The sequence below is a fragment of the Nocardia abscessus NBRC 100374 genome (assembly GCF_000308455.1).
Lineage (GTDB): Bacteria > Actinomycetota > Actinomycetes > Mycobacteriales > Mycobacteriaceae > Nocardia > Nocardia abscessus.
On record NZ_BAFP01000087.1, the window covers coordinates 1 to 21,361 of the forward strand.

Annotated in this window: 21 protein-coding genes; 10 read left to right on the forward strand and 11 right to left on the reverse strand. The window is 69.0% G+C overall.

Annotation, left to right across the window (positions count from 1 at the left end; translation table 11 throughout):
* The coding region (locus ON19_RS16960) for an SbcC/MukB-like Walker B domain-containing protein (RefSeq protein ID WP_043693128.1) at nt 1-2,771 on the forward strand (2,771 nt) is incomplete at its 5' end.
* Nucleotides 2,772-2,819: 48 nt separating this feature from the next.
* On the opposite strand, the gene ON19_RS16965 is transcribed toward ON19_RS16960, so the two are convergent.
* Nucleotides 2,820-3,134 (reverse strand): ArsR/SmtB family transcription factor, encoded by a 315-nt coding sequence (locus tag ON19_RS16965; protein ID WP_043693129.1) that lies wholly within the window; start codon nt 3,132-3,134, stop codon nt 2,820-2,822.
* Nucleotides 3,135-3,215: 81 nt separating this feature from the next.
* On the opposite strand from ON19_RS16965, the gene ON19_RS16970 reads away from it, so the two are divergent.
* On the forward strand, nt 3,216-3,986 hold the full coding sequence (locus tag ON19_RS16970; protein WP_043693132.1) for an SDR family NAD(P)-dependent oxidoreductase: 771 nt from the start codon (nt 3,216-3,218) through the stop codon (nt 3,984-3,986).
* A gap of 20 nt (nt 3,987-4,006) precedes the next feature.
* On the opposite strand, the gene ON19_RS16975 is transcribed toward ON19_RS16970, so the two are convergent.
* From ON19_RS16975 to ON19_RS16985, 3 genes are all read right to left on the reverse strand, one after another.
* Nucleotides 4,007-4,531, reverse strand: a complete 525-nt coding sequence (locus ON19_RS16975; RefSeq protein WP_083899436.1) for a M15 family metallopeptidase — start codon at nt 4,529-4,531, stop codon at nt 4,007-4,009.
* A 725-nt stretch (nt 4,532-5,256) separates the two neighbouring features.
* Nucleotides 5,257-5,715 carry a hypothetical protein gene (locus ON19_RS16980; RefSeq protein WP_218006441.1) on the reverse strand — a complete coding sequence of 153 codons (459 nt, stop codon included), beginning with the start codon at nt 5,713-5,715 and terminating at the stop codon, nt 5,257-5,259.
* Between the two features lie 143 nt (nt 5,716-5,858).
* Nucleotides 5,859-7,535 (reverse strand): fumarate hydratase, encoded by a 1,677-nt coding sequence (locus ON19_RS16985; RefSeq protein ID WP_051168991.1) that lies wholly within the window; start codon nt 7,533-7,535, stop codon nt 5,859-5,861.
* Nucleotides 7,536-7,803: 268 nt separating this feature from the next.
* On the opposite strand from ON19_RS16985, the gene ON19_RS16990 reads away from it, so the two are divergent.
* Nucleotides 7,804-8,274 (forward strand): MarR family winged helix-turn-helix transcriptional regulator, encoded by a 471-nt coding sequence (locus ON19_RS16990; RefSeq protein WP_043693140.1) that lies wholly within the window; start codon nt 7,804-7,806, stop codon nt 8,272-8,274.
* Nucleotides 8,275-8,278: 4 nt separating this feature from the next.
* Here the strand turns inward: ON19_RS16990 and mftD are convergent, their stop codons facing one another.
* Both mftD and mftE read right to left on the reverse strand, forming a co-directional pair.
* On the reverse strand, nt 8,279-9,502 hold the full coding sequence (gene mftD, locus ON19_RS16995) for a pre-mycofactocin synthase MftD (RefSeq protein WP_043693179.1): 1,224 nt from the start codon (nt 9,500-9,502) through the stop codon (nt 8,279-8,281).
* Nucleotides 9,499-10,200, reverse strand: coding sequence for a mycofactocin biosynthesis peptidyl-dipeptidase MftE (mftE, locus tag ON19_RS17000; protein WP_043693143.1), 702 nt, complete (start codon nt 10,198-10,200; stop codon nt 9,499-9,501). The genes mftD and mftE overlap by 4 nt, the downstream gene beginning before the upstream one ends.
* 65 nt (nt 10,201-10,265) lie before the next feature.
* Between mftE and mftR the strand changes: the two genes are divergently transcribed.
* The 6 genes from mftR (at nt 10,266) to ON19_RS17030 (ending at nt 15,624) form a co-directional block, all read left to right on the forward strand.
* Nucleotides 10,266-10,862, forward strand: a complete 597-nt coding sequence (gene mftR, locus ON19_RS17005; protein WP_043693147.1) for a mycofactocin system transcriptional regulator MftR — start codon at nt 10,266-10,268, stop codon at nt 10,860-10,862.
* 138 nt (nt 10,863-11,000) lie between these two features.
* Nucleotides 11,001-11,906, forward strand: coding sequence for an STAS domain-containing protein (locus ON19_RS17010; protein WP_043693149.1), 906 nt, complete (start codon nt 11,001-11,003; stop codon nt 11,904-11,906).
* A 12-nt stretch (nt 11,907-11,918) separates the two neighbouring features.
* Nucleotides 11,919-12,308: an STAS domain-containing protein gene (locus tag ON19_RS17015; protein WP_040779629.1), complete on the forward strand. Its 390-nt coding sequence runs from the start codon at nt 11,919-11,921 to the stop codon at nt 12,306-12,308.
* Nucleotides 12,298-12,711 (forward strand): ATP-binding protein, encoded by a 414-nt coding sequence (locus ON19_RS17020; protein WP_051046624.1) that lies wholly within the window; start codon nt 12,298-12,300, stop codon nt 12,709-12,711. Before ON19_RS17015 ends, ON19_RS17020 begins: the two co-directional genes overlap by 11 nt.
* A complete protein-coding gene (locus ON19_RS17025; RefSeq protein ID WP_043693153.1) occupies nt 12,704-13,336 on the forward strand; it encodes a SpoIIE family protein phosphatase in 633 nt (210 codons plus the stop codon). The genes ON19_RS17020 and ON19_RS17025 overlap by 8 nt, the downstream gene beginning before the upstream one ends.
* Nucleotides 13,333-15,624: a SpoIIE family protein phosphatase gene (locus ON19_RS17030; RefSeq protein WP_043693156.1), complete on the forward strand. Its 2,292-nt coding sequence runs from the start codon at nt 13,333-13,335 to the stop codon at nt 15,622-15,624. The genes ON19_RS17025 and ON19_RS17030 overlap by 4 nt, the downstream gene beginning before the upstream one ends.
* A 103-nt stretch (nt 15,625-15,727) precedes the next feature.
* Here the strand turns inward: ON19_RS17030 and ON19_RS17035 are convergent, their stop codons facing one another.
* The 4 genes from ON19_RS17035 to ON19_RS40445 all read right to left on the reverse strand — a co-directional run bounded on the left by ON19_RS17035 (nt 15,728) and on the right by ON19_RS40445 (nt 18,376).
* On the reverse strand, nt 15,728-16,726 hold the full coding sequence (locus ON19_RS17035) for a DUF4185 domain-containing protein (protein ID WP_083899439.1): 999 nt from the start codon (nt 16,724-16,726) through the stop codon (nt 15,728-15,730).
* Between the two features lie 238 nt (nt 16,727-16,964).
* The gene (locus ON19_RS43815; protein WP_255218396.1) at nt 16,965-17,093 is read right to left on the reverse strand and encodes a hypothetical protein; all 129 of its coding nucleotides are present in this window, start codon (nt 17,091-17,093) and stop codon (nt 16,965-16,967) included.
* Between the two features lie 130 nt (nt 17,094-17,223).
* Complete coding sequence (locus ON19_RS17040; protein ID WP_043693159.1) at nt 17,224-17,934, reverse strand: DUF8020 domain-containing protein; 711 nt, start codon at nt 17,932-17,934, stop codon at nt 17,224-17,226.
* 64 nt (nt 17,935-17,998) lie between these two features.
* Nucleotides 17,999-18,376 (reverse strand): PepSY domain-containing protein, encoded by a 378-nt coding sequence (locus ON19_RS40445; RefSeq protein ID WP_051168986.1) that lies wholly within the window; start codon nt 18,374-18,376, stop codon nt 17,999-18,001.
* 386 nt (nt 18,377-18,762) lie between these two features.
* Between ON19_RS40445 and ON19_RS17050 the strand changes: the two genes are divergently transcribed.
* Nucleotides 18,763-18,972: a hypothetical protein gene (locus ON19_RS17050; protein WP_043693162.1), complete on the forward strand. Its 210-nt coding sequence runs from the start codon at nt 18,763-18,765 to the stop codon at nt 18,970-18,972.
* A gap of 42 nt (nt 18,973-19,014) precedes the next feature.
* Here ON19_RS17050 and ON19_RS17055 read toward each other — a convergent pair whose 3' ends face one another.
* Nucleotides 19,015-21,327, reverse strand: a complete 2,313-nt coding sequence (locus ON19_RS17055) for an arylsulfatase (protein WP_043693164.1) — start codon at nt 21,325-21,327, stop codon at nt 19,015-19,017.
* Nucleotides 21,328-21,361 lie beyond the last annotated feature (34 nt).

Here is a 21,361-nt window from a genome sequence, read left to right on the forward strand (position 1 = left end):
CGGCGGTCGCGCTGACCCGCTCCGAGGTCGCGGCCGCGCTGTGCGCCTGGTGGGACGAGCACCGCGAGGTCTACGCTCCCGTGCGGTCCGGCCTGTTCGAAGCGCTGAACGCGGCTCTCGCCGAAGCCGGTTCGGATGCGCCGACGGTCGCCGAGGTGCTGAGCGAGCGCGCCGACCCCTTGCTCGAGGAGATCCGCGCGCGGCGCCAAGAGGCGCGCGCCCGTGCGGCTGCGACCGCCGCACGCATCAGTGAACTGACCACCGAACGCGAACGGGTCACGACCCGGCGAGACGACGCGCCACCGGTATTCGCCGGCCGCTCCGCCCGGACCGGGGACCTGCCCGGCGCCGCACTGTGGCGGCTGGTGCGCTTCGCGGACGACGTGACCCCCGAGGCCGCGGCAGGCATCGAGGCCGCGCTGCACGCCGCGAATCTGCTCGACGGCTGGGTCTGCCCGGCGGGCGAACTGCCGCCGGACGACCGATCCGACCAATTCCTGGTGCCGCTGCCCGCACCGGACCGACCGGCCGGTCGTACCCTCGCCGACGTACTTGTCGTCGAGGACGATTCGGACACTCTGGCCGTGCCCCGGCAGGTCGTCGCCGACGTGCTCGCCTCCATCGCCCTGGACGACTATCCGGGCGAATCGAGCGGCGCGGTGACCATCGCGGCGGACGGCGCGTTCCGGCAAGGCGTGCAGGTGGGCAGGCACCGCAAGGCGGAAGCCGAGTTCATCGGCGCCACCGCGCGGGCCAGGCGCCGCGAGATCCGCGCGGCCGAACTGACCGCCGCCCTGACCTCCGCGCAGGAGGATCTGCGCGCCGCCGAACAACAGGAGGCCGATGCCACCGCCACAGTCGCGCGAATCACGGCCGCCGCCAGAGCGCTTCCCCGACCGGCCGCGGTGACCACCGCGTTGCGCGCCGTCGCCGAGGCCGCGGGCGTGCTGCGGTCGCGCGCGGAGGCCGCCGCCCAGGCCGAACGCGATTTCGACCAGGCGGTCGCGGAGATGTCCGTCGCGGAGAAGAAGCTGCGTGCGACCGCCACGGCACACCGCATGCCGCGCAGCGCGCGCGAGATCGACGCACTCGCCGCGGCCATCCGGCACTTCGAGAACACCGGCGCGACACTGCTGCGGCTGCGCGGCGATCACGAACGGGAACGGGAGCGGGAACGCGAAGCCGAGGACCGTTCGACCGAGGCGGCCGACCTGGCCGAGGCGTTCGCCGAAGAGGCCGAGGCCGCGCGATCCGGTTACCAGGAACAGGTGCGCAAGCTCGAAACCCTGCGCGAGGCGCTCGGTGCGGGCGCGGCCGACATCGATCGCGAATTGGAGCAGGCCCGGCGGCGGATCGAGGCGACCAAGGCCGAGCAGAAGGCCGCGCGCAAGGCCGCCAACGAGGCCATCGAGGCGGTCGGCGACGGCGAAGCCGCCTACCGCACCGCGCACGAGTCCCTCGCCACCGCGCTCACCGAGGTGCTGGCGGAAGTGAAAGCCCTTGCCCCGTATGCCCGGCCGGATCTGCTGACGCTGCTCGGCGCGCCCGCCGACGGACGCTGGCCCACCAGCGACGCCGCGTGGTCGACGCCCGAGCAACTGCTGTACCGGATCTCGACGGCGGGGCCGGATGCGCCACCGCGGGTGCTACCCGACGAAGTCGCCGCGCTGTTCGACAGTCTCGCCACCGCCACGGCATCGGTGCGGGCGAGCGAGGCGACGCGCAAGACCACCCGCACCGCGGTGACCGGTGCGCTGCAGGAATTCGACGCCGCGCTATCCGGATCGGGCCGTGATTACCGGCTGCAATGGGACGCCGCCGACGGTCTCACCGTCGTGCAGGTGCACGACGAGCACGGCGTCTCCGCGCTGGCCGACTTCGCCGCCCGCATCGACGCCGCACGCCGTGATCAGGAACTGCTCCTCACCGACGCCGAGCGGCGCATCCTGGAGGACGCCCTGCTGACCGGCCTGGCCCAGCAGATCCACGAACGCACCAGCGACGCCCGCGATCTCATCGCCAGAATGGGCGCGGAGATGAAGCAGCGGCGAATGTCCTCGGGCAACACCATCGGCGTGCACTGGGTGCTCGCCGACAGCCTGTCCGACGCGGCGCGTGCGATGTGCAAGCTGCTCGACCGGGATGCCTCGGCGCTGACCGCGGAGGATCTGGCGGCGATCCGGGCGCATTTCGCCTCCGAGATCCGGGCGGCCCGCGCCGCGCACCCGGAACGCTCCTACCCCGAAATTCTCGCGGCGACCCTGGATTACCGCAGGTGGCGGGTGTTCTCGTTCACCTTGATCTCCGCCGACGGCAGCGAGGACAAGCTCACCGTCGCCAGGCACGGCGCGCTGTCGGGTGGTGAGCAGTCGGTGTCGCTGCACCTGCCGCTGTTCGCCGCGGCCCACGTCATGCTCGATTCGGCCGACCCGCAGGCCCCGCGCCTGCTGGCGCTGGACGAGGCGTTCGCGGGCGTGGACGACAACGGCCGCAGCGAATTGCTCGGGCTGAGCGTGCAGTTCGACCTCGACCTGTTCATGACCGGCTACGACTTGTGGATCACCTATCCGCACGTCCCGGCGTGCGCGCACTACGACCTGGCGCACGCGGCGGCGGAGAACACCGTCAGCGCGACACTGCTGGTCTGGGACAGCGGCGACCTGCTCGCCGAACACGAGGGAACCGATCTGACCGCCGCACTCGGCTCCCCCGATCGCCGACGGGTACCCAGCACGATCGAGGGCGGGCTGGAACTCACGCCGGTGACGTAGCCGTTCGGCATCGCCGCGCGGAAAGACGGCCCCGGGTCGCGCGCCGGTTCAGTCCGCGGTTTCGCGGCGGGCGGCGGCGAGCAAGGCGTCCAGCAGGCCGGGGAAGCGGGCTTCGAGGTCGTCGCGGCGCAACGACAGCAGCAGTTCTCGCCCGGAGGGGCGCTGCCAGATGACTCCGGCGTCGCGCAGCACCCGCCAGTGGTGGGTCAGATTCGACTTGGCCACCTCCGGCAACACCGAGCCGCAGGTGTGCTCGCCGCCGTCGGCCAGTATCCGCACCACCCGCAGGCGCAGCGGGTTGCCCAGTGCGGTGAGCACATTGGTCAACCGGATCTGCGCTCGCTCGGGATGTGCCGCGATCACGCGGACCAGGCTAGCGCGGGGTTGGCGTATAGTCGAACTGTACGTATTTATTCGTACAATTGAATCGTTCGGGAGGTTCTCGTGGGCGTCGGCAGCGACCGCTTCGACGGCAAGATCGCACTGATCACCGGTGGGTCCAGCGGCATGGGCTTGGCCACCGCACGACGGCTGCTCACCGAAGGCGCGCACGTCGTCATCACCGGGCGCGACAAGAGCCGCCTCGAGGCCGCGGCCGAAGAACTGGGCGACGCCGGCCGCGTGCTCGCGGTGGCCGGCGACGCGGCCGACCTCGGCGACCTCGACGCGCTCGTCGCCGCCGTGACGCAGCGGCACGGACGGCTGGATGTCGTCTTCGCGAACGCGGGCATCGCGGCGTTCCAACCGACCGAGACCGTCACCGAAGCCGAGTTCGACCGCGTGGTGGATACCAACTTCAAAGGAGTGTTCTTCACCATCCAGAAGACCCTCCCCCTCGTGGCGGATCACGGGGCGATCGTCGTCAACGCCTCCTGGGCACTGCATCGCGGCGTGCCCGGCGCATCGCTCTACTCGGCGACCAAGGCGGCGGTGCACAACCTGGCGCGCAGCCTCGCGGCCGAGCTGGCGCCCCGGCGCATCCGGGTCAATTCCGTCAGCCCGGGCTACATCGCGACGCCGTCGTTCCGCGCGAACGTCTCCGCCGAAGCGCAGGCCGCGATCAGCGCCACAGTGGCGGCGGGGCGCGTCGGCACCGCCGAGAACGTGGCCGACGCCGTCGCCTTTCTCGCATCCGGTGAGGCGTCCTATGTCAATGGACAGGACCTGCTCGTCGACGGCGGGCTGATCACCGCCATTCCGGATCCCATGGTCTAGCGCCCGGCCGGCCGGTGAGGTCAGCGCACACTCGCGTCCGGCTTCATCGGCGGGCAGTTCGTGCCCGGGACGGTGGCCAACTCGAAATGCCACCATTCGTTCTCGAATGTCCGGCACAGCCCCCAACGGTTGCCGTTCGCCTCGAGCCAGCGCGCACCCTGCTGCGGGCCGACGTCGATCGCCTGCCCGGACACATGGGTGGACTCCTCCGGCGGCAGCACCCAGCGGCGCGCGTCATCCGGACCGTAGGTCGCCACACCGTCCTCCCACAGCGCCTGCTGCTCGGCGGGCGTCCGGTATCCGGACGTGATGGACAGCGGCACCCCCTGCGCGCGCGCCTCGCGTTCGGCGAGGGTGTAGGCCAAGGCCAACGCGGGATCGAGCCCCTCCGTCCCCGTCGCCGAGCCCACCGATTCCCGCTGATCGACGACCACGACGTCCGCCCGCGCCTCCCCTGCCAGTACACCGGTCGCGACCAGCAGGGGAAGCACCGCCACCGATAGCGCCGCCACCATCCGACTCCGCCCAGCATTCTCGAGCACCATGCGGCGATGCTATCGCCTGCGGTCACCTATGCCGGGTACGCCCTGATCGGAACCCACGCGCGGCGCCGACGACGGCCGCTCCCGCCGCGCCGCCAGGCAACGCCACCGCGCTCCTCCGGTCCCCCGGGCCAGGGCACGACATCGCGGTAGACACACGGTCGCCTGCCTCCCCGGCCGACGTTCCGCCAGTTCCCCGACCCGTCACGCCCCGGCTCCACAGGCAGCCCCCAGAGTGTGGACAACATTCAGCGAATTCCACAGAGAACTCCACAGCTTGGGATAATGTCGAGAAGACATGCCCGATATGCACCCAATTGTCCTGATGTAGCAAACATTTCGCGCCGCATGGAAAACCGCCTGTCCACAATCTATTCCAGTGCTGTGGATCACAGTGATGCCATGGCGGCTACCACTCCCGAATTGCCGGAATCGACGGGGGTTTTGGGCGATTTGCGATCGAATCGACATCGTTTCGGGCCAGATTCGTCCATTTCGGCCGGTATGCCGCAACGTCGGCGACGGGCCACGACGCTATGGCACACCAGGCCGAATTTCGCTGCGGCCCAAAGTCGGCGAGCGGCACCGAGCCGCACAAGCACTGCGGGCGGCTATCGGCTCGTGCCGACAGCCGCCCGCGGGTCGAGTGGGCTATCCACAGGTGTAGGGAATTTCACATTCCCTCCCCAGCTATGTGAAGATCGGCCGCATCGGACATTCCGACTGAATCACGCGCACGGCGGACCGTCCAGTACGCTCGGACCCAGCCGCGCCGCAGCCACCCGAACGCCGCCCCGGCGAATCGACTCCGCCGCTTGCCGATTGCGCGCGATCCGATCCAAAATCCCGCCGCCGTGCGCCCGGGCGTAGGCGAGCGCCACCCTGATCTTGCTCGCGTTCAGGTCCGACTTCGCGCTGAGCACGGCGATCCGGCGTTCCACCGGGCCGTCCAATTCTCCCAGGCGCGCAACGACTTCCCAGATCTCCGGGCCCGCGGCCAGCGCGGCGCGGCGGTCGTCGAACGGACCGCGGAAGACGATCCCCGGGTGGTCGAGCTGATCGACGCCCTCGTGGATCAGCCGATCGAGCAGTGCGGTACAGCTGGTTCCCTCCCGGGCAGCGCGATCGGCCAACCGGAGGGCGGCCGACTCGGTGATACACAATGCCGTCGGTACTGGTCTGGACATGCTCATAGCTCCCCTCGACCTGCATCGGTGCCGGAATCAACGGTGTACTCCGCTAAGCGTGCCCGCTGCGACCACGTCGAAGCCCCGGTGATCGGCAGGACATCGGCGTGTCCGCGGACTGCCGCATGCCGGTCGAGGAAGGCTCAGACGCGCTCTTTGGAACGGGTGCGCACGCGCAGCGCGATCGGCTTCTGCGTTTCGGCGAAGAAGTCGTTGCCCTTGTCGTCCACGACGATGAACGCGGGGAAATCTTCGACCTCGATCTTCCACACGGCTTCCATGCCCAGCTCGGGGTACTCGAGCACCTCGACCGACTTGATGCAGTCCAGCGCCAGCCGGGCGGCCGGTCCGCCGATCGAACCGAGGTAGAAGCCGCCGTGCTCCTTGCACGCCTTGGTGACCTGCGCGGACCGGTTGCCCTTGGCGAGCATGACGAACGAGCCGCCCGCGGCCTGGAACTGGTCGACGTAGGAGTCCATCCGGCCCGCGGTGGTGGGGCCGAAGGAACCGGACGCGTAGCCCTCCGGCGTCTTGGCCGGGCCCGCGTAGTAGACGGCCATCTCGCGCAGATAGTCCGGCATCGGCTCGCCGGCGTCGAGCCGCTCCTTGATCTTGGCGTGCGCGATGTCGCGCGCGACGACCAGCGGACCGGTCAGTGAAAGCCTGGTCTTCACCGGGTATTTGGACAGCTCGGCGCGGATCTCGTCCATCGGCCGGTTCAGGTCGACGCGCACCACGTCGCCACCGAGAATGGCGTCGGTCTGCTCGGGCAGGTACTGGGCGGGCTCGCGCTCGAGCTGCTCCAGGAACACGCCCTCGGCGGTGATCTTGGCCAGCGCCTGCCGGTCCGCCGAGCAGGAGACCGCGATGGCGACCGGGCAGCTCGCGCCGTGCCGGGGCAGGCGCACGACCCGCACGTCATGGCAGAAGTACTTGCCGCCGAACTGCGCGCCGATGCCGAAGGACTGGGTCAGCTTGAAGACCTCCTCCTCCAGCTCCAGGTCGCGGAAGGCGTGCGCGGACAACGAACCCTCGGTGGGCAGATTGTCCAGGTAGTGCGCGGAGGCGTATTTCGCCGTCTTCAAGGCGAACTCGGCGCTGGTGCCGCCGATGACCACCGCGAGGTGGTACGGCGGGCACGCGGCGGTGCCGAGCGAGCGAATCTTCTCGTCCAGGAACTCCAGCATCCGCGTGGGATTCAGGATGGCCTTGGTCTCCTGGTACAGGAACGACTTGTTCGCCGAACCGCCGCCCTTGGCCATGAACAGGAACTTGTAGGACGGGTTCGCCGGATCGCCTGCGGTGGAGTACAGCTCGACCTGTGCGGGCAGGTTGGAGCCGGTGTTCTTCTCCTCCCACATGGTGATGGGCGCCAGCTGCGAGTAGCGCAGGTTCAGCTTGGTGTAGGCGTCGAACACGCCCCGGCTGATCCACTCCGCGTCGTCGGCTCCGGTGAGCACACCTTCGGACTTCTTGCCCATGACGATCGCGGTGCCGGTGTCCTGGCACATCGGCAGGACGCCACCCGCGGAGATGTTGACGTTCTTGAGCAGATCGAGCGCGACGAAGCGATCGTTGCCGCTGGACTCCGGGTCATCGATGATCTTGCGCAACTGACCCAGATGCGCCGGGCGCAGGAAGTGGCTGATGTCGTGCATCGCCGTTTCCGTCAGCAGCCGCAGCGCCTCGGGCTCGACCTGCAGGAACCTGCGCCCGTTGTGCTCGAAAGTGCTGACGCCCTCGGTGGTGAGCAGCCGGTATGGGGTGTCGTCCGCGCCGGTCGGCAGCAGATCTGAATAGCGGAAGTCCGGCGCGGTCACCAGTCGCACTCCTTTGGATGGGCCCGAACACAGGACGGCCGGGCTGGTCACGAGCACAGCGAGCCTAGCCACCGCCGTACACGCCACTACTGGTTAGGCAACCCTATCTCGGACAGTCGGTCCGAAAGGTTGCACGTTCAACCCCGGTGATGCTACCTCTCATCTCTGAGAAAACGCCCGTGTCCGGGTCCATCCGCGCGCACACTGTTCGCGCGCCGCACGTCGTGACGCGGAACGTTCGGGACACGTCAGAGTTTGGAGCGCTATCGTGACCGATCCCCATTGGCTCGATGACGTCGAGATGCGCGCCTGGCTGGGTTTCGTGCGCACCCGCGACATCATCGCCGCGGCGGTCGGGCGGGATTCCACCAGGGAGTCCGACCTCACCTACGTCGAATACTCGGTGCTGGCCTATCTGGCCGAAGCGCCGGACCACCGGCTCACCTTCGCCGAACTCGCGGCCAAGCTGGAATGGTCGCAGAGCCGGCTCTCCCACCAGATCACCCGGATGGAGAAACGGGACCTCGTCGTGCGCGAGCCGATCCCCGACGACGCGCGCCGCACCGCCGCCAAGCTCACCCCGCGCGGCGCCGACGTGCTGACCGGCGCCGCGCCCGCGCACGTGGACAGCGTGCGCAGGCACATGATCGACATTCTCGATCGCCGGCAGCTGGCCGCCTTGGCCGACATCTACGACACCCTGCTCGCGCATCACCGGCGACCGGCGGCGGAGAGCTGACCGCTCAGGCGGGCGTGGCCGCGTGATCGGCGGGAGCGCTTGCGGCACCGGCCGCTTCGGGCACGCCGAGCGCTCGCTCGAAGCCGGCGGGCACCACCAAGTCCGAACGGTCCAGCTCGGTGACGCGCGTCTTGCGCAAGCCCAGCAGCGCCGAGTCGATGCCGCCGCGCAGGATGTCCAGCACGTTCTCGACCCCGGCCTGCCCGTTCGCGGCAAGTCCCCACAGGTAGGCGCGCCCGATCATGACCGCCCGCGCACCCAGGGCCACCGCTTTCACCACGTCGCTGCCGCGCCGGATGCCGCCGTCGAGCACCACTTCGATCTGCGAACCCACCGCGTCGGCGATCACCGGCAGCGCCCGGATCGCGGCCGGGGTGCCGTCGAGGTTGTTGCCGCCGTGGTTGGACACCGAGATCGCGGCGACGCCCGCGTCGACCGCCCGGTGCGCGTCATCGACCCGCATCACGCCTTTGAGCATGACCGGACCGTCCCATTGCTCGCAGATCCACCGCACATCCGCCCAGTCCGGCGCGGGCGTGCCCATCCACTCGCCGTATGCGCCGAAGAACCCGGGCGCCTGCCCATCGCCGACAGCCATGTTCGGCGCGGTCAGGTCGGGAATGCTGCCCGACCGCGCATAGGTCGCCAGCCACTTCGGGCGCGCCAGCGTCTGCGGCGCGAACTTCAGCATCGTGCGCAGATCGAGCTTCTCCGGGATGACCGGGCTACCCCAGTCCCGCCCGTGCGAGAACGACCAGTCGAGCGTCAGGATCAAGCCGACCGCGCCCGCCTCCTTCGCCCGCTGCATCCGCTGCGCGATCTCGTCCTTGCCGCCGCACCAGTACAGCTGGAAGAACGTCGCGGGGTTGGCCGCGATCACCTCTTCGATCGGCTTGCTGGCGAACGAACTCAGGCCCATCGCGATGCCGCGCGCGGCGGCCGCCCTGGCGACGGCGACCTCACCGTCGGGGTGCACCGCCTGCACACCGGTCGGCGAGATCAGCACCGGCATCGAAAGCTGCTGTCCCAGTACGGTCGTCGACTGGTCCCGCTCGCCGATCGGGCCCGCCACGTGCGGCGCGAAACCCAGTTCGGTGAACGCCTTCTGATTGTCCTCGATGGTCTGCCCGCGCTCGGAGCCGGCGATCAACGCGCCGTACACCGATTTCGGCAGCCGCTTCTTCGCCCGCCGCTGCGCTTCGGCGACGGTCTCGAACCACGGGTTCATGTTCCGGTCCTTTCCGGGGAGTTCTCCGGCCACCAGAGCCGGGTTCGGTCGATCAGGTCGGCGCTCAGGTGATCGAGCAGGGCCGTGCCCTCGGCGGCGGTCGCGCCCGACGGGTCACCCAGTACGCCGTTGGCGCTCACCGCGCGCACTCCGCCCGCCCGCAGCAGCGGCAGCAGTTCGGCCAGCGGGCGGGTGTCCCCCGCCGCGGCGCGGTCGCCGCGCACCCGCTCGGGCGCCAGCGCCAGTTGCAGTGCCGTCTCCGACCGGCCCGCGTGCGGGTCGCCGTCGAAGCGCGGCAGGTACAGGCGCACGTCACGTGACTCGGAGCGCAGCAGATCTCGCGCCCGGCGCAGTGGTTCGATGTTGCCGCCGTGCCAGTTGACCAGCAGGACGCGGTCGAAGGTGTCGGTCGCCGACCGGCACAGCTCGACTACCAGCAGTTCCAGCGCCGCCTGCCCGATCGACAGCGTGCCGGGGAAGCCCGCGTGCTCACCGCTGGCGCCGTACGGGATCGCCGGACCGACGAGCACCTCCGGCCGCGCCGCGGCCAGGCGGTCGCACAACGCCGTGGCGACGTCGGTGTCGGTGGACAGCGGCAGATGCGGGCCGTGCTGCTCGGTGGCCCCGACCGCGACGGCCAGGATCGCACCCGCGGTGGCGCGCACGCCCGCCTCGGGCCAGGTGAGATCCGCCAACATGCCGCGAGATTATCGTCAGTCACTGACATAATCAAGGGCGCGGGTCGGCCGAGCACAATCAGACGATGCTGGAGAACCGGACCACGCGCGGCCGCCCCCGGGGCACGACCAAGCGCGACCTCGAACTGATCGCCATGCGGCTGTTCACCGAACAGGGCTTCGACGAGACCACCGTCGAGCAGATCGCCGCCGCCGCGGGCATCAGCGGACGCACCTTCTTCCGCTACTTCCCCACCAAAGCGGAGGTGCTCTGGTGGCAGTTCGACGACGAGGTCGCGGCCTTGCGCGCCGCGTTCGCGACCGTGCCGGACGACGTGCCGTTGATGACCGCCGTGCGCCGAGTCGTGGTGAGCGCCAACCAATATCGCGCCGAGGACGTGCCCGAACTGCGCACCCGCATGCAGCTGGTCGCTACCGTCCCCGCGCTGTCGGCCACCGCGGGCGCGCACTACGACGCCTGGGAGCGCGCCGTGAGCGCCTTCGCGGCCGGGCGCATGGGCGAACCGGCCGACGCGCTCATCCCCCTCGCGGTCGGGCGGACCACGCTGGCGGCGGCGCGGGCCGCGTTCGACGCCTGGCTGGCCCGTGCCGACGCGGACCTCACCGTGTATTTGGACGAGGCGCTCGCAGCGCTGGAACGCGGGTTCGCTACGGTGCCGTGAGATCCGTCGCACTCGAACATCAGGCGAACAACCGGCAGGTTTCGTCGGTGACTCGGGTGGGGTATGACTAGGCTCGGATCGGCTAGCGCCGAACGCACGAAGATTCCGACTCAACCGTCGAAAGGGGCAGGAGTTTCCATGTCCGAGGTGTCCATGAGCCTTTCGGCGGATTCCCTGACCGTGGGACCGGTCGACAATCTGCTCCCGCAGCTGGTCGAGCACCTGCGTCAGAACCGCACCGCGCTGCGTGAGGAATGGGCCCGGCGCATCACCGACGCCCAGCTGCTGACCGCGATGACCCCCGAGGAGATCTTCTCCGAAGCCACCTCGGTCTACGACAACTACGTCGAGGTGCTCGAGACCGGTAGCGTCGAGGCGCTGCAGGCCTACGCGCGGGACCTGTCCGAGCGCATCATCCCGAGGGGCGTCGAGACCGACGAGGTGCTCGGCATCGTGCTGCTGCTGCGCGACGTGCTCGCCCGGTCGCTGTTCGAGAAGTATCAGGCGGACTTCGAGCTGCTCAACGCGGTGCTCGACGCCTACGAACCGGCCGCCAACCGCATCGCCAACACCGTGGGCGTGTCGTTCGTCCAGGAGCGCGAGCGCGTCATCCGGCAGCAGCAGGAAGCCATCCGCGAGCTGTCCACGCCGGTGCTGCAGGTGCGCGAGCAGTTACTGATCCTGCCCATCATCGGCGTGCTGGACAGCCAGCGCGCCCGCCAGCTCACCGAGCAGCTGCTGCGCGCGATCCGGGCCAACCGCGCCAAGGTCGTCGTCATCGACATCACCGGTGTCCCCCAGATCGACTCCACGGTGGCCAACCACCTGGTGCAGACCGTGGACGCGTCCGGGCTCATGGGCGCGAACGTGATCATCACCGGCCTGTCCTCGGAGATCGCGCTCACCCTGGTGACCATCGGCCTGGATCTGTCGAAGATGAACGCCGTCGGCGACCTGCAGGGAGGTATCGAGGAAGCCGAACGCCTGCTGGGCTACGAGGTTTCTCGCGCCACCGAACGGGTCACCGAACGCGACGGCCGCTGATCAGGCGGGCACATGCCGGTTCCGATTCTCAAACAGGGCACATATCTCATCGCGTCGGTGCAGTCCGCGCTGACCGACGCCGATACCGAACGCCTGCAGGACGACCTGATGAAACAGGTCAGCAAATATCGGGCACACGGCATCATCGTCGATGTCACCGCCATCGACGTGATGGATTCGTTCGCCGCGAGATCGTTGCGTACCATCGCGCACATGACGCAGCTGCGCGGCGCCGAAACGGTGATCGTCGGTCTGCAACCAGAAGTCGCGTTCGCCATGGTGCAGCTCGGTCTCACCTTCGAGGACATGCACACCGCCCTCGATCTGGAAGAGGGACTCGCCTGGTTGGACCGAAAGACCCCAGCCCGTCGCCAGCGAGACGGTCGTGACAGTGGCCGCTGAGAACGTGGTGATCGCGGTCAGGGTGTCCGGGGACATCGTGACCGCACGTCAGGCCGGACGCGAACTGGCAGCAAAGCTCGGATTCACCCTGACCGACCGAACGATGATCTCCACCGCGATCTCCGAAATCGCCCGCAACATCACCAGTTACGCGGGCAGCGGCGAGATTCGCTTGCTGGTCGACGACCGCGAGGGCCGTCAAGCCCTGGTCGTGCAGGCCGAGGATCAAGGTCCCGGCATCAACGACATCGCCCGTGCGCTGGAGGACGGTTACTCCACCGGACGCGGTCTCGGGCTCGGGCTTCCCGGGGCCCGGCGGTTGATGGACCGGCTCACCGTCGACTCGGCGCCGGGCCGCGGGACGCTGGTGGAGATGTGGAAGTGGGTACCGAACGGTGCATGAGGACGGGTTCATCGGCCGGATCGAGTGGGCGGTGGCCGGTCGCGCACTGCCCGGTCAACAGGTCTCCGGTGACCGCGGCGTCGTCCTCGACACCGGTGGCGGCACAGTCCTCTTCGCGGTCCTCGACGGCCTCGGGCACGGCGCCGCCGCGGCCGACGCGGCCGACCGCGCCGCGCGCGTGCTGTCGGAGAACCGCGCGGAACCGCTGGACGTGCTGATGGTGCTGTGCCACCGGGCGATCGCCGACACCCGGGGAGCGGCGATTTCGCTGGCCCTGTTCGACGAGGGTGACCGAGTGCGCTGGCTCGGCGTCGGCAATGTCGAATCCCAGGTGCTGACCGCGGGTCCGGCGGGCCTCAAGGTGCACGCGACCGTCCTGCTCACCGCGGGCATCGTCGGTTATCGCCTGCCGGCGAACCTCCAGCCGCAGTCGGTCTCGGTCCGTCCCGGCGACCTGCTGCTGATGTCCACCGACGGCATCGTCACCGAATCCGCCGCGCTGATCGACCTTTCCAAGTCCACCGCCGATATCACCGCCGACATACTCGCCAAGCACGCCAAGGACACCGACGACGCGCTGGTGCTGGCGGCGCGGCACCGCGGTGCGCGAGGGACCGCCGAATGAGCGCCCTGCTGGCCGACTTCCTGGACGCCTACGCCGACGCGCTACGGCGGCACATGGATTCGCCCACCCAGGCCGGCCTCGCGGAGGGCTACGAGCTCGGCAGGCGCGCTCTGGTCGAAGGCATCAGCCTGCTCGATCTCACCGAGAACCACTTCCGGGTGGTCCAGGAGGTGGAGCAGCGACAGCACGCGATCTCCGCCGAGAGCGGCGAATCCGGCGGCGCTCGCCTGCCGGAAACCGCGCTGGAATTCCTGTTGCAGACGCTCGTCCCGCTCGACATCGCCACCCGCGGCTACCTCGACGGCACCCGCCGCTACGAGCAGCAGCGTTCCCGCGCCGACGATCTCGCCGGACGCGACGCCTTCCGCACCGCGCTGGTGGAATCGCTACAGGACGGCTTCTTCATCGCCGACGCGCAAGGCACCATCATCGAGGTCAACACCGCCTTCGGCGCGCTGACCGGCTACGGGGCGGCGGGTGTCCCCTACCCGCTGCCGCATCCGTGGTCGAGCCCGGAGGGTCCGCGCTATCCCGATCTGGGAACCGAGGCGCAGCGCTTCGTGATTCCGATCCGCCACCGCGACGGACGCAACGTGTGGCTCGCGGTGAGCACCAGCGCGCTGATCAGACCAGAGGGCAACGAGCGGATCTTCGTCGGCACCATCCGCGACGTCACCGCCGAACACGACGCGCAGGCACGCGACCAGGCCGCGTCCCGGCTCGCCACCGCGGTCGGCGCGGCCACCAGCGTGGTCGAAGTGCTCGCCGTCGGGCTCGACGAGCTGCGCCGCACGGTGGGCGCCCAGACCGCGGTGGTGGCGGTGTGGCCCAGCCGCAACGCCGCACCGGAGGTGTACGTCTCCGGCGCGGGCGCCGACGGCGCGTCGCACGACGGCATCGCCTCCCTCGACGACCCGTCGCGCGCACTGCTGGATCGGGCCAGGCGCAGGCCGCCGCGCAGCCTGCTCGCCATTCCGGACGGGGCGGAGAGCTCCGAGGGCATCGTCGCGCCGCTCGGCGAGGTCGGCGACGCGGCGATGTGGTTGCGCTTCGCCGCGCCCCGCGCGATCAGCGCCGCGGACTGGACGCTGTTCTCCCTGTTGATCGGCCACCTCAGCCTCGCCGTGCAGCGGGCGCGCAACTTCGACCAGGCCCGCGCCACCTCGCTGACCCTGCAACGCGCCATGCTCGGCCCGATCGATCTGCCGCCGCGTTTCTCGGTGCACTACGAGCCCGCTCTGCCGCCGCTGGAAATCGGTGGCGACTGGTACGACGTGGTGCCGCTGCGCGACGGCACCATCGGCGTCGTGGTCGGCGACTGCGTCGGTCGTGGCCTGTCCGCCGCGGTGGTGATGGGGCAGTTGCGCACCGCCGCCCGTGCGCTGCTGCTGCGCGGTGCGGGACCGGCGCAACTGCTGGCCGAACTCGACACCGTCGCCGCGCGCATTCCCGGCGCCATGTGCACCACGGTGTGCGCCGCCGTGCTGGATCCGGTGCGCGGGCTGGTCCGCTACAGCAGTGCCGGCCACATGCCGCCGATTCTCGCCGACGTGGCCAAGACCGGCCGGCTGCTCGAGGGCGGACGGTCGGTGCCGCTGGCGACGTTCGATCCGCCGCGGCGCCCGGAGGCCACCACGGCGGTGGCGCCCGGTTCGACGCTGGTGCTGTTCACCGACGGCTTGGTCGAGCATCGTGGCGTCGACATCGACGACGGGTTCGCCAAGATCGCCACGGTACTCGCCGACACTTCGGGACGGCTGCCGCGCGAGGTGGCCGACGCGGTGCTGTCGCGCCTGCGGCCGGCCGCGGGTTACGACGACGACGTGGCCATGGTGGTCTACCGCCAGCCGCCCGCGCCCCTGCGGCTGGACGTGCCCGCGCGGGCCGACGAACTCGCGGTGCTGCGCCGCACGCTGAAAGGGTGGCTGGCCGCCGCGGCGGTGCCGCACGACCTCGCCGCCGACCTGGTCGCCGCGGCCAACGAGGCGTGCAGCAACAGCATCGAGCACGCCTACCGCAACGACGACAAGGGCCGGGTGCGGCTGTCGGCCACCTGCGATATCGACACCGTCGTCATCGTGGTCACCGACACCGGTGACTGGAAACCACGGGCTTCCGATCCAGGCTATCGCGGCCGCGGCATCGATATGATGCGCGCGCTGACCGAGGAGCTGGATATCGACCACTCCGGGCCGGGCACGACGGTCCGGATGTCGGTGACGCTGCCTGCCATCACTTTCCCGGTGGCCAATCCGTTGCGGGGGACGAACCGCCGTATTGCCGGCTGACCCCACAGCGACGGTCTCAGGCGGGCTCGGCCGTACATGACCGCCTGCCCTCCCGCATGATGAGCGAACCGGAAGAATCGATGGACTTCGCCGCTGGCACCCGCTAGCCGATGGGAGCTGCGGACCGGACGCCGTATATTCGGAATTGCATACCGCGATACGGCATTCCGGATTCGGCCCACTCGCTCACGATCAGGCAGAACGCGCCGTCGAACCGGCTGTCCGGATGGGCATAGCAACCGTACAGACGCGGCACGATATCCGGACCACCCGGCGCCCAGAAAGACCCTTTCACCGGCCGATAGGTCAAGGCCGCGCGCCAGTTGTCGGTAATTCTGGCGGCGACCTTGACGAACGCACCATAGGCCCCCGCGTCGAAACCCGACATCACCCAATTGCCTTGGATTCGCCGCAATCCGATCTCGCCGAGCCTCGTATTGTCGGCCAGGATGCCGAAGCGCGGATCGCTGCCCGGGTCCCGGCCCCAGCCCCAGTCGTAGCCGTTCCAGCCCCAGCCCTGCCAAGCCGCCGGGTCGGTGAGCGCGGCATGATTCTCGCCTACCCGCCACAGCAGCATGTTCTTGTTCCGGGCGAGCCCGCCGGTGGAGATGACATAGACATAGCCGTCGCCGCCGCGTTCCCAGGAGATCATGGTGCGTTTCCCGCCGTAGGCGCTTGTGGACCACCGGACAGCGGTATTGATCCAGCTTTCTCCGTTGTCGTCGGAAAAACGGATTTCACACCAGCGCTCGTTCGCCAGCCCTTGGGTGACCATCACCCACAGGTAGATTCGGCCGCCGATCGTTATCGCGTCACAGGGCAGGATCGTGGAGTACTCCGGGTTGTTGTGCACGTAGTCCCAGAGTTGTCGTGCGTCCCGCGCCGCCGATCGGAACACGATCGGGCCGGCCATATCGTGAGTATCGCTGCGCAACAGCATCGGCGAACGCCAATTCGGGCCGCCCACTCTCGGTTCGGTGCCGGAGAACGTGTCTCCGAGAAGGTATCCGATCTCGCCACTGGGCATTCGGAAGGGAATGAACAGATCCGAGCCGCCGATGTCGGCCATCGGAAGCGGATTCAAATTCTTGATCTTGGGCATCGCCGGATCCTGTCGATTTTCGTGCATCACTGACCAGATCAGCTCGTAGGGCATCGAAACGGCCTACTCGATCAGTATCGGCTGTCGATGGCTGCGATGTTGCTCGTTCGAGCCGATGAATTTGCGCGAAAATGCGGAAACCGACTGTGCAGGTTGTATTTTCCAGGCGGATCGGCGCCTATCGGCGGTGGCCGGCGAGCCGTGCACTCGGCCGGCGGGAATTTGCCGCGTGTACGGCTCAGCGCATCCGGCGCAGCATCCGGATGACAGCGCCGTCGATGATCGCCCGTTCCGCGTCGGCGGAGTCGGCCCGGCGAGCGCGGCGCAGGGCCGCGGCGACCGTCGTACCGTCCTCGAAAGCCGTCACGACGCGGGGATCGACATAGGAGCCACCGCGCGGATCTCCGGCAACCGGGCGGGATCGGATGTGGTGGGCGCCCGGCGCCAGGACCCGGCAGTACGACCTGGCGCGGCATGAGGAGCTTCCCGCTGGATTTCTACTTGTTCGGTGGGACGAACGGCTGATTGACCGTGGTGAAGTATTGGACGAGGGCGGCAACGGCAACGGGTGCGGTGATGAAGAGCTGACCGGCGAGTGTGCCCAGTGCGCCCACGGCCAGAATGCCACCGAGACAGCCCACGGCAGCGGCCGGGATGAACGGACCGAACATACCGACGATCGTCGCGGCGGCGACGGTGGCGCCGGCGATACCGCCGAGCACACAGCCGACGAGACCGCCGCCGAGACCGCCGACGGTGGTTCCGATCGCGGCGCCCGTCGCGATGGTGTCCTTCAGCCGGGTGAACGCGGCGACTTCCCGCTCGTACGGCGTTCGCCAGTGCGCGGTGTCCTCGAAGGGGAGGGCGACCGGGCGGTACTCCGCGTGCTCGACATCGAATCGCGGTGTGAGCGTGGCGCTGCGGCCGCTGATGTCGGCCGTGATCGGGAAGACGAAATCGTCGACGCGGAACTGCAGCGGCGTACCCGCGAGTACGGTGCCGTCGGCCGCCTCGATGGCGAACAGACCGTTCTCGACCTGCATCGAGCCCGAGTCGATGTGTACGACCACGCTCTGCTCGGAGGTGGTGGCGGTGTAGTTGACGACTTCACCACCGGCATCCTGAGGTGCGGCCCCGGCCTGTGCGGCCGGGACGCCGGCAATCGCGACGGCGAGCGTCGATACGGTGGCGATCTTACGCAAACCCATGTTCTCGGAAACCTCTGACCTCTGTTGTGAATGGTGCGATTCGTCGGCTTCGAACGCCCTGCCGTCAGTCCTGTTTCACCGTGCCCAGCACGGCGCCGCTGTTCGCGTCGACCGTCACCTCGTGCTCGATACCGTCGGGCGTCCGGAGTTCGACCTCCCACACCGTGGTCGCGCCCTCGGCGTCGAGTTCGGCGGAGACCGCGGTGCTACCGGGCACGGCTTGCAGCGCCTTGTCGATGGCCTGCTGCCTGCCGATCGTGGGAGCCGCGGTGAGCGCCCAGTCATGGTCCGGCAGAGACGCGGCGATGGCATGCCGACCGGGCACCTGAGGATTCGTGGCGGCATACAACGCCACGGGGCCACCGACGAGGACAGCGGCGACAGCGGCGACAGCCAGCAGCCTGCGCCGACCCGGAAGTGCACGGCGGATTGTGACTTTCATAGTGAAACCTCCTGCGGGAGTCGTCGTCTCGAAGATGACGATCACATTCGCAGGCAGTGGCTTAAGGCAGCCTGAAGTCACCTGAAATCCGTTTCAGGATTTCCGCGCGATATCCTTCGCGTTCCGACGCCATTTCCGGGTTCGCGGCGTTAAAGTCGGTTCAGGGTCGGGGTTTCCGGGGGTTCTCGCATTTGTCTCCGTCGGTCAGTCCCGATGCTGCCCGCGGCAGCCGTGCCCGCTGCTCGGCCGCCGCCGAGGCGCGGGGGTGGGTGCGCTCGATCCCCTCCGAGTGCGCCCGCCCTCCCTGACCGCCTCTGGCGATCTCGCGGGCAGTTCGCCGATCGCGCATCCTGTGCTCGACGCCGGATCGCACTGGTCGAACAGCGGTGACCGCTCGCCGCTCAGCCGGCGCCGGGGCGAACACCGCGCTCCAGGACGCCGCGACGCTCGCCGGGGAGCTCCTCGGGGCCGCACGAGGCGAGCAGCCGTTCAGCGAGGCGGTCGCCGCCTACGAACGCGTCATGCTCCCCCGGGGATTCGCCGCCGTGGACGATTCGCTGCGCATGGCCGGGCACCTGTTCGGCAACGCCGGCTGATCCGGCGGTGGGCGAACCGGCGAGACCCGGGTCCGGCGGCATTCATTCGGCGACGAACTCCGCTTCGCGTTCCACCGCCTCGATGGTTCGTCGCGGCACCCGGATCGGGCCGGGGATGTAGGTGATCGAGCGCAGAGCGCCGCTGTAACGGAAGGTTCCGCGGCGTTCCCGCAGGTCCCACGCCACGGGGCCGCGGGCGTCGACGCCGACGGAGATTCCGGTCCACGGCGACATGCCGACCAACTGGACCTGATCGAGCAGCCGCGCGACCTGGACGCCGTCGATCTCGATGGCGAAGTCCGACCGCAGCCGGGGCCGCACCGTGGCGCGCACGGTGATGTGACGCACGCCCGCCGGGAGTGGTTCCGTCGTCACGGTGTCGTAGCGACCGTAGCTGTTGTGCCCGAACGTCATCCGGCCGTGTTCGATGTAGAGCAGGTAGCCGCCCAGCGGATCGCCGTGCGCGAGGAGAACCCCTTCGTCACCGGCCCGGTAGCCGTCGAGTTCGGCGTCGATGACGAAGTCCCGGTAGGCGATCAGCCGCTGCGAGCGGTACCGCTCCAGGGTCGGCGTGCCGGGCAGCAGCCGGACGGGGGCCGAGAATCTTTCCTCCTCGGGCCGCCGCCGCGCCAGGTCCTGCCGGGTGACCAGGGGGAATACCGTATTCGCCCAGGCGGATTCGTCCCAGGCGGCGGCCAGCTCCGCGACCTTTTCCGGGAACCGCTCGGAAAGATCGTGCAGTTCGGTGGGGTCGGTGCGAACGTCGAACAGCTGCCACTGCGGCTCATCGACGTCGGTCCCGGGCTCGTACAACGACAACAGCTTCCATCCGTCCCGGTAGAAGCCCCGGTTGCCCACCATCTCCGAGTACTGCTCGGTGTGTGCGGACAGCGCTCGCCGATCGCGCAGCGTCTCGACCGCGGAGACGCCGTCGAACTCTTTGGCCTGCAAGCCGTTACGCACGGGCGGCCACCGTAATCCGGCCAGCTCCAGCAGTGTCGGCGCGAGATCGGTGACGTAGGTGTACTCGTGCCGGATGCCGTTGTCGCCCTCGCCGCGCGGCAGCCCCGCGGGCCAGGACAGCAGGAACGGTACGCGCACGCCGCCCGCGAACGTCTGCCCCTTGTAGAAGCGGAACGGAGTATTGGACGCCTGACCCCAGCCGCGCGGATAGTGCACGCCGAGCTTCGCGGTGCCGATCAACTCCTCGTCGTGCGGAACGTCGCCCACCCAGTCGGGATCGGTGATGTGCGCGAACTCCGCGAAGTAGGTGCGGGTGCCCTCCGGTCCGACCTCGGCGGTGCCGCCGTTGTCCGAGGTGAACACCACGATGGTGTTGTCGAGTTCGCCGAGCTGCTCGAGTGTGTCGAGGATGCGCCCCAGGCTCTGGTCGATGCTGTCGACCATGCCCGCGTACACCTCCATGTACCGGGCGAAACGGCGCTGCTCGGCGGGAGTCAGCGCATCCCACTCCGCCGCTTCGTATCCCGGTTCGGTGTTGCGCGGTTTCTGCTGCGTACCCGCCGGGAACAGGCCCTGAGCGAGTTGCGCGGCGAACCTGCTGCGCCGCAGTTCGTCCCACCCCTCGGCGTATCGACCGCGGTACTTGGCCAGATCCGCGGGTTTCGCCTGCAGCGGGCCGTGCATGGCGACGTGGGCGAAGTACAGGAAGAACGGCTTGGCGGCGTCGTGCGCGCGCAGGTCCTTGATGTAGGTGATGGCCCGGTCGGTCAGATCGTCGGTGAGGTAGTAGCCCTTCGGGTATTCCTCGACATCGACGACCGAGGAGTCCGACACCAGCTGATTCGGGGAGTAGAAGGAGTTCAGGCCCTCGAGCGAGCCGTAGTACCGATCGAAGCCACGCTGGGTCGGCCAGGAATCGCGGTGTGCGGCGGGGTTCATCGTGGCGTCGCGCACCAGGTGCCATTTGCCGACGGCGTAGGTGGCGTAACCGTTGGCGCGCAGGATCTCCGGCAGCGTCAGTACGTCGTCCGCGAGTTCCAGACGCAGACCCGGATATCCGGGATCGGCGTTGGCGACGAATCCGAAGCCGGTGCGGTGGGCGTTGATGCCGGTGAGCAGCGACGCACGCGAGGGCGAGCACAGCGGGGTGGTGTGATAGTTGGTCAGCCGCAGACCGTTGGCGGCCAGCCGGTCCAGCGTCGGCGTCTCGATCTCGGAGCCGAACGGGCCGATGTCGCTGTATCCCATGTCGTCGACCAGCACCACGACGATGTTCGGAGCACCCTCGGGGGCGGTGGGCGGATAGCTCCATTCGGGAGTGGAATCGGCGGTGGTGCGACCGATCGATCCGCCGAAATCCTGGTAGCCGCGAGCATGGGGTGGAACAGGCATCTGCGTATTCAAAGCCACCCGATCCCCGGCTCAC

What these genes read in the sequence shown, in the direction of transcription:
- ON19_RS17010 (WP_043693149.1), top strand. Translation starts at nt 11,001, where the DNA reads ATGTCCGAGGTGTCCATGAGCCTTTCGGCGGATTCCCTGACCGTGGGA.
- ON19_RS17030 (WP_043693156.1), top strand. Translation starts at nt 13,333, where the DNA reads ATGAGCGCCCTGCTGGCCGACTTCCTGGACGCCTACGCCGACGCGCTA.
- mftR (WP_043693147.1), top strand. Translation starts at nt 10,266, where the DNA reads ATGCTGGAGAACCGGACCACGCGCGGCCGCCCCCGGGGCACGACCAAG.
- ON19_RS17015 (WP_040779629.1), top strand. Translation starts at nt 11,919, where the DNA reads ATGCCGGTTCCGATTCTCAAACAGGGCACATATCTCATCGCGTCGGTG.
- ON19_RS16980 (WP_218006441.1), bottom strand. Translation starts at nt 5,715, where the DNA reads ATGTCCAGACCAGTACCGACGGCATTGTGTATCACCGAGTCGGCCGCC.
- mftD (WP_043693179.1), bottom strand. Translation starts at nt 9,502, where the DNA reads ATGAACCCGTGGTTCGAGACCGTCGCCGAAGCGCAGCGGCGGGCGAAG.
- ON19_RS16975 (WP_083899436.1), bottom strand. Translation starts at nt 4,531, where the DNA reads ATGGTGCTCGAGAATGCTGGGCGGAGTCGGATGGTGGCGGCGCTATCG.
- ON19_RS17035 (WP_083899439.1), bottom strand. Translation starts at nt 16,726, where the DNA reads ATGCCCAAGATCAAGAATTTGAATCCGCTTCCGATGGCCGACATCGGC.
- ON19_RS17055 (WP_043693164.1), bottom strand. Translation starts at nt 21,327, where the DNA reads ATGCCTGTTCCACCCCATGCTCGCGGCTACCAGGATTTCGGCGGATCG.
- ON19_RS40445 (WP_051168986.1), bottom strand. Translation starts at nt 18,376, where the DNA reads ATGAAAGTCACAATCCGCCGTGCACTTCCGGGTCGGCGCAGGCTGCTG.
- mftE (WP_043693143.1), bottom strand. Translation starts at nt 10,200, where the DNA reads ATGTTGGCGGATCTCACCTGGCCCGAGGCGGGCGTGCGCGCCACCGCG.
- ON19_RS17040 (WP_043693159.1), bottom strand. Translation starts at nt 17,934, where the DNA reads ATGGGTTTGCGTAAGATCGCCACCGTATCGACGCTCGCCGTCGCGATT.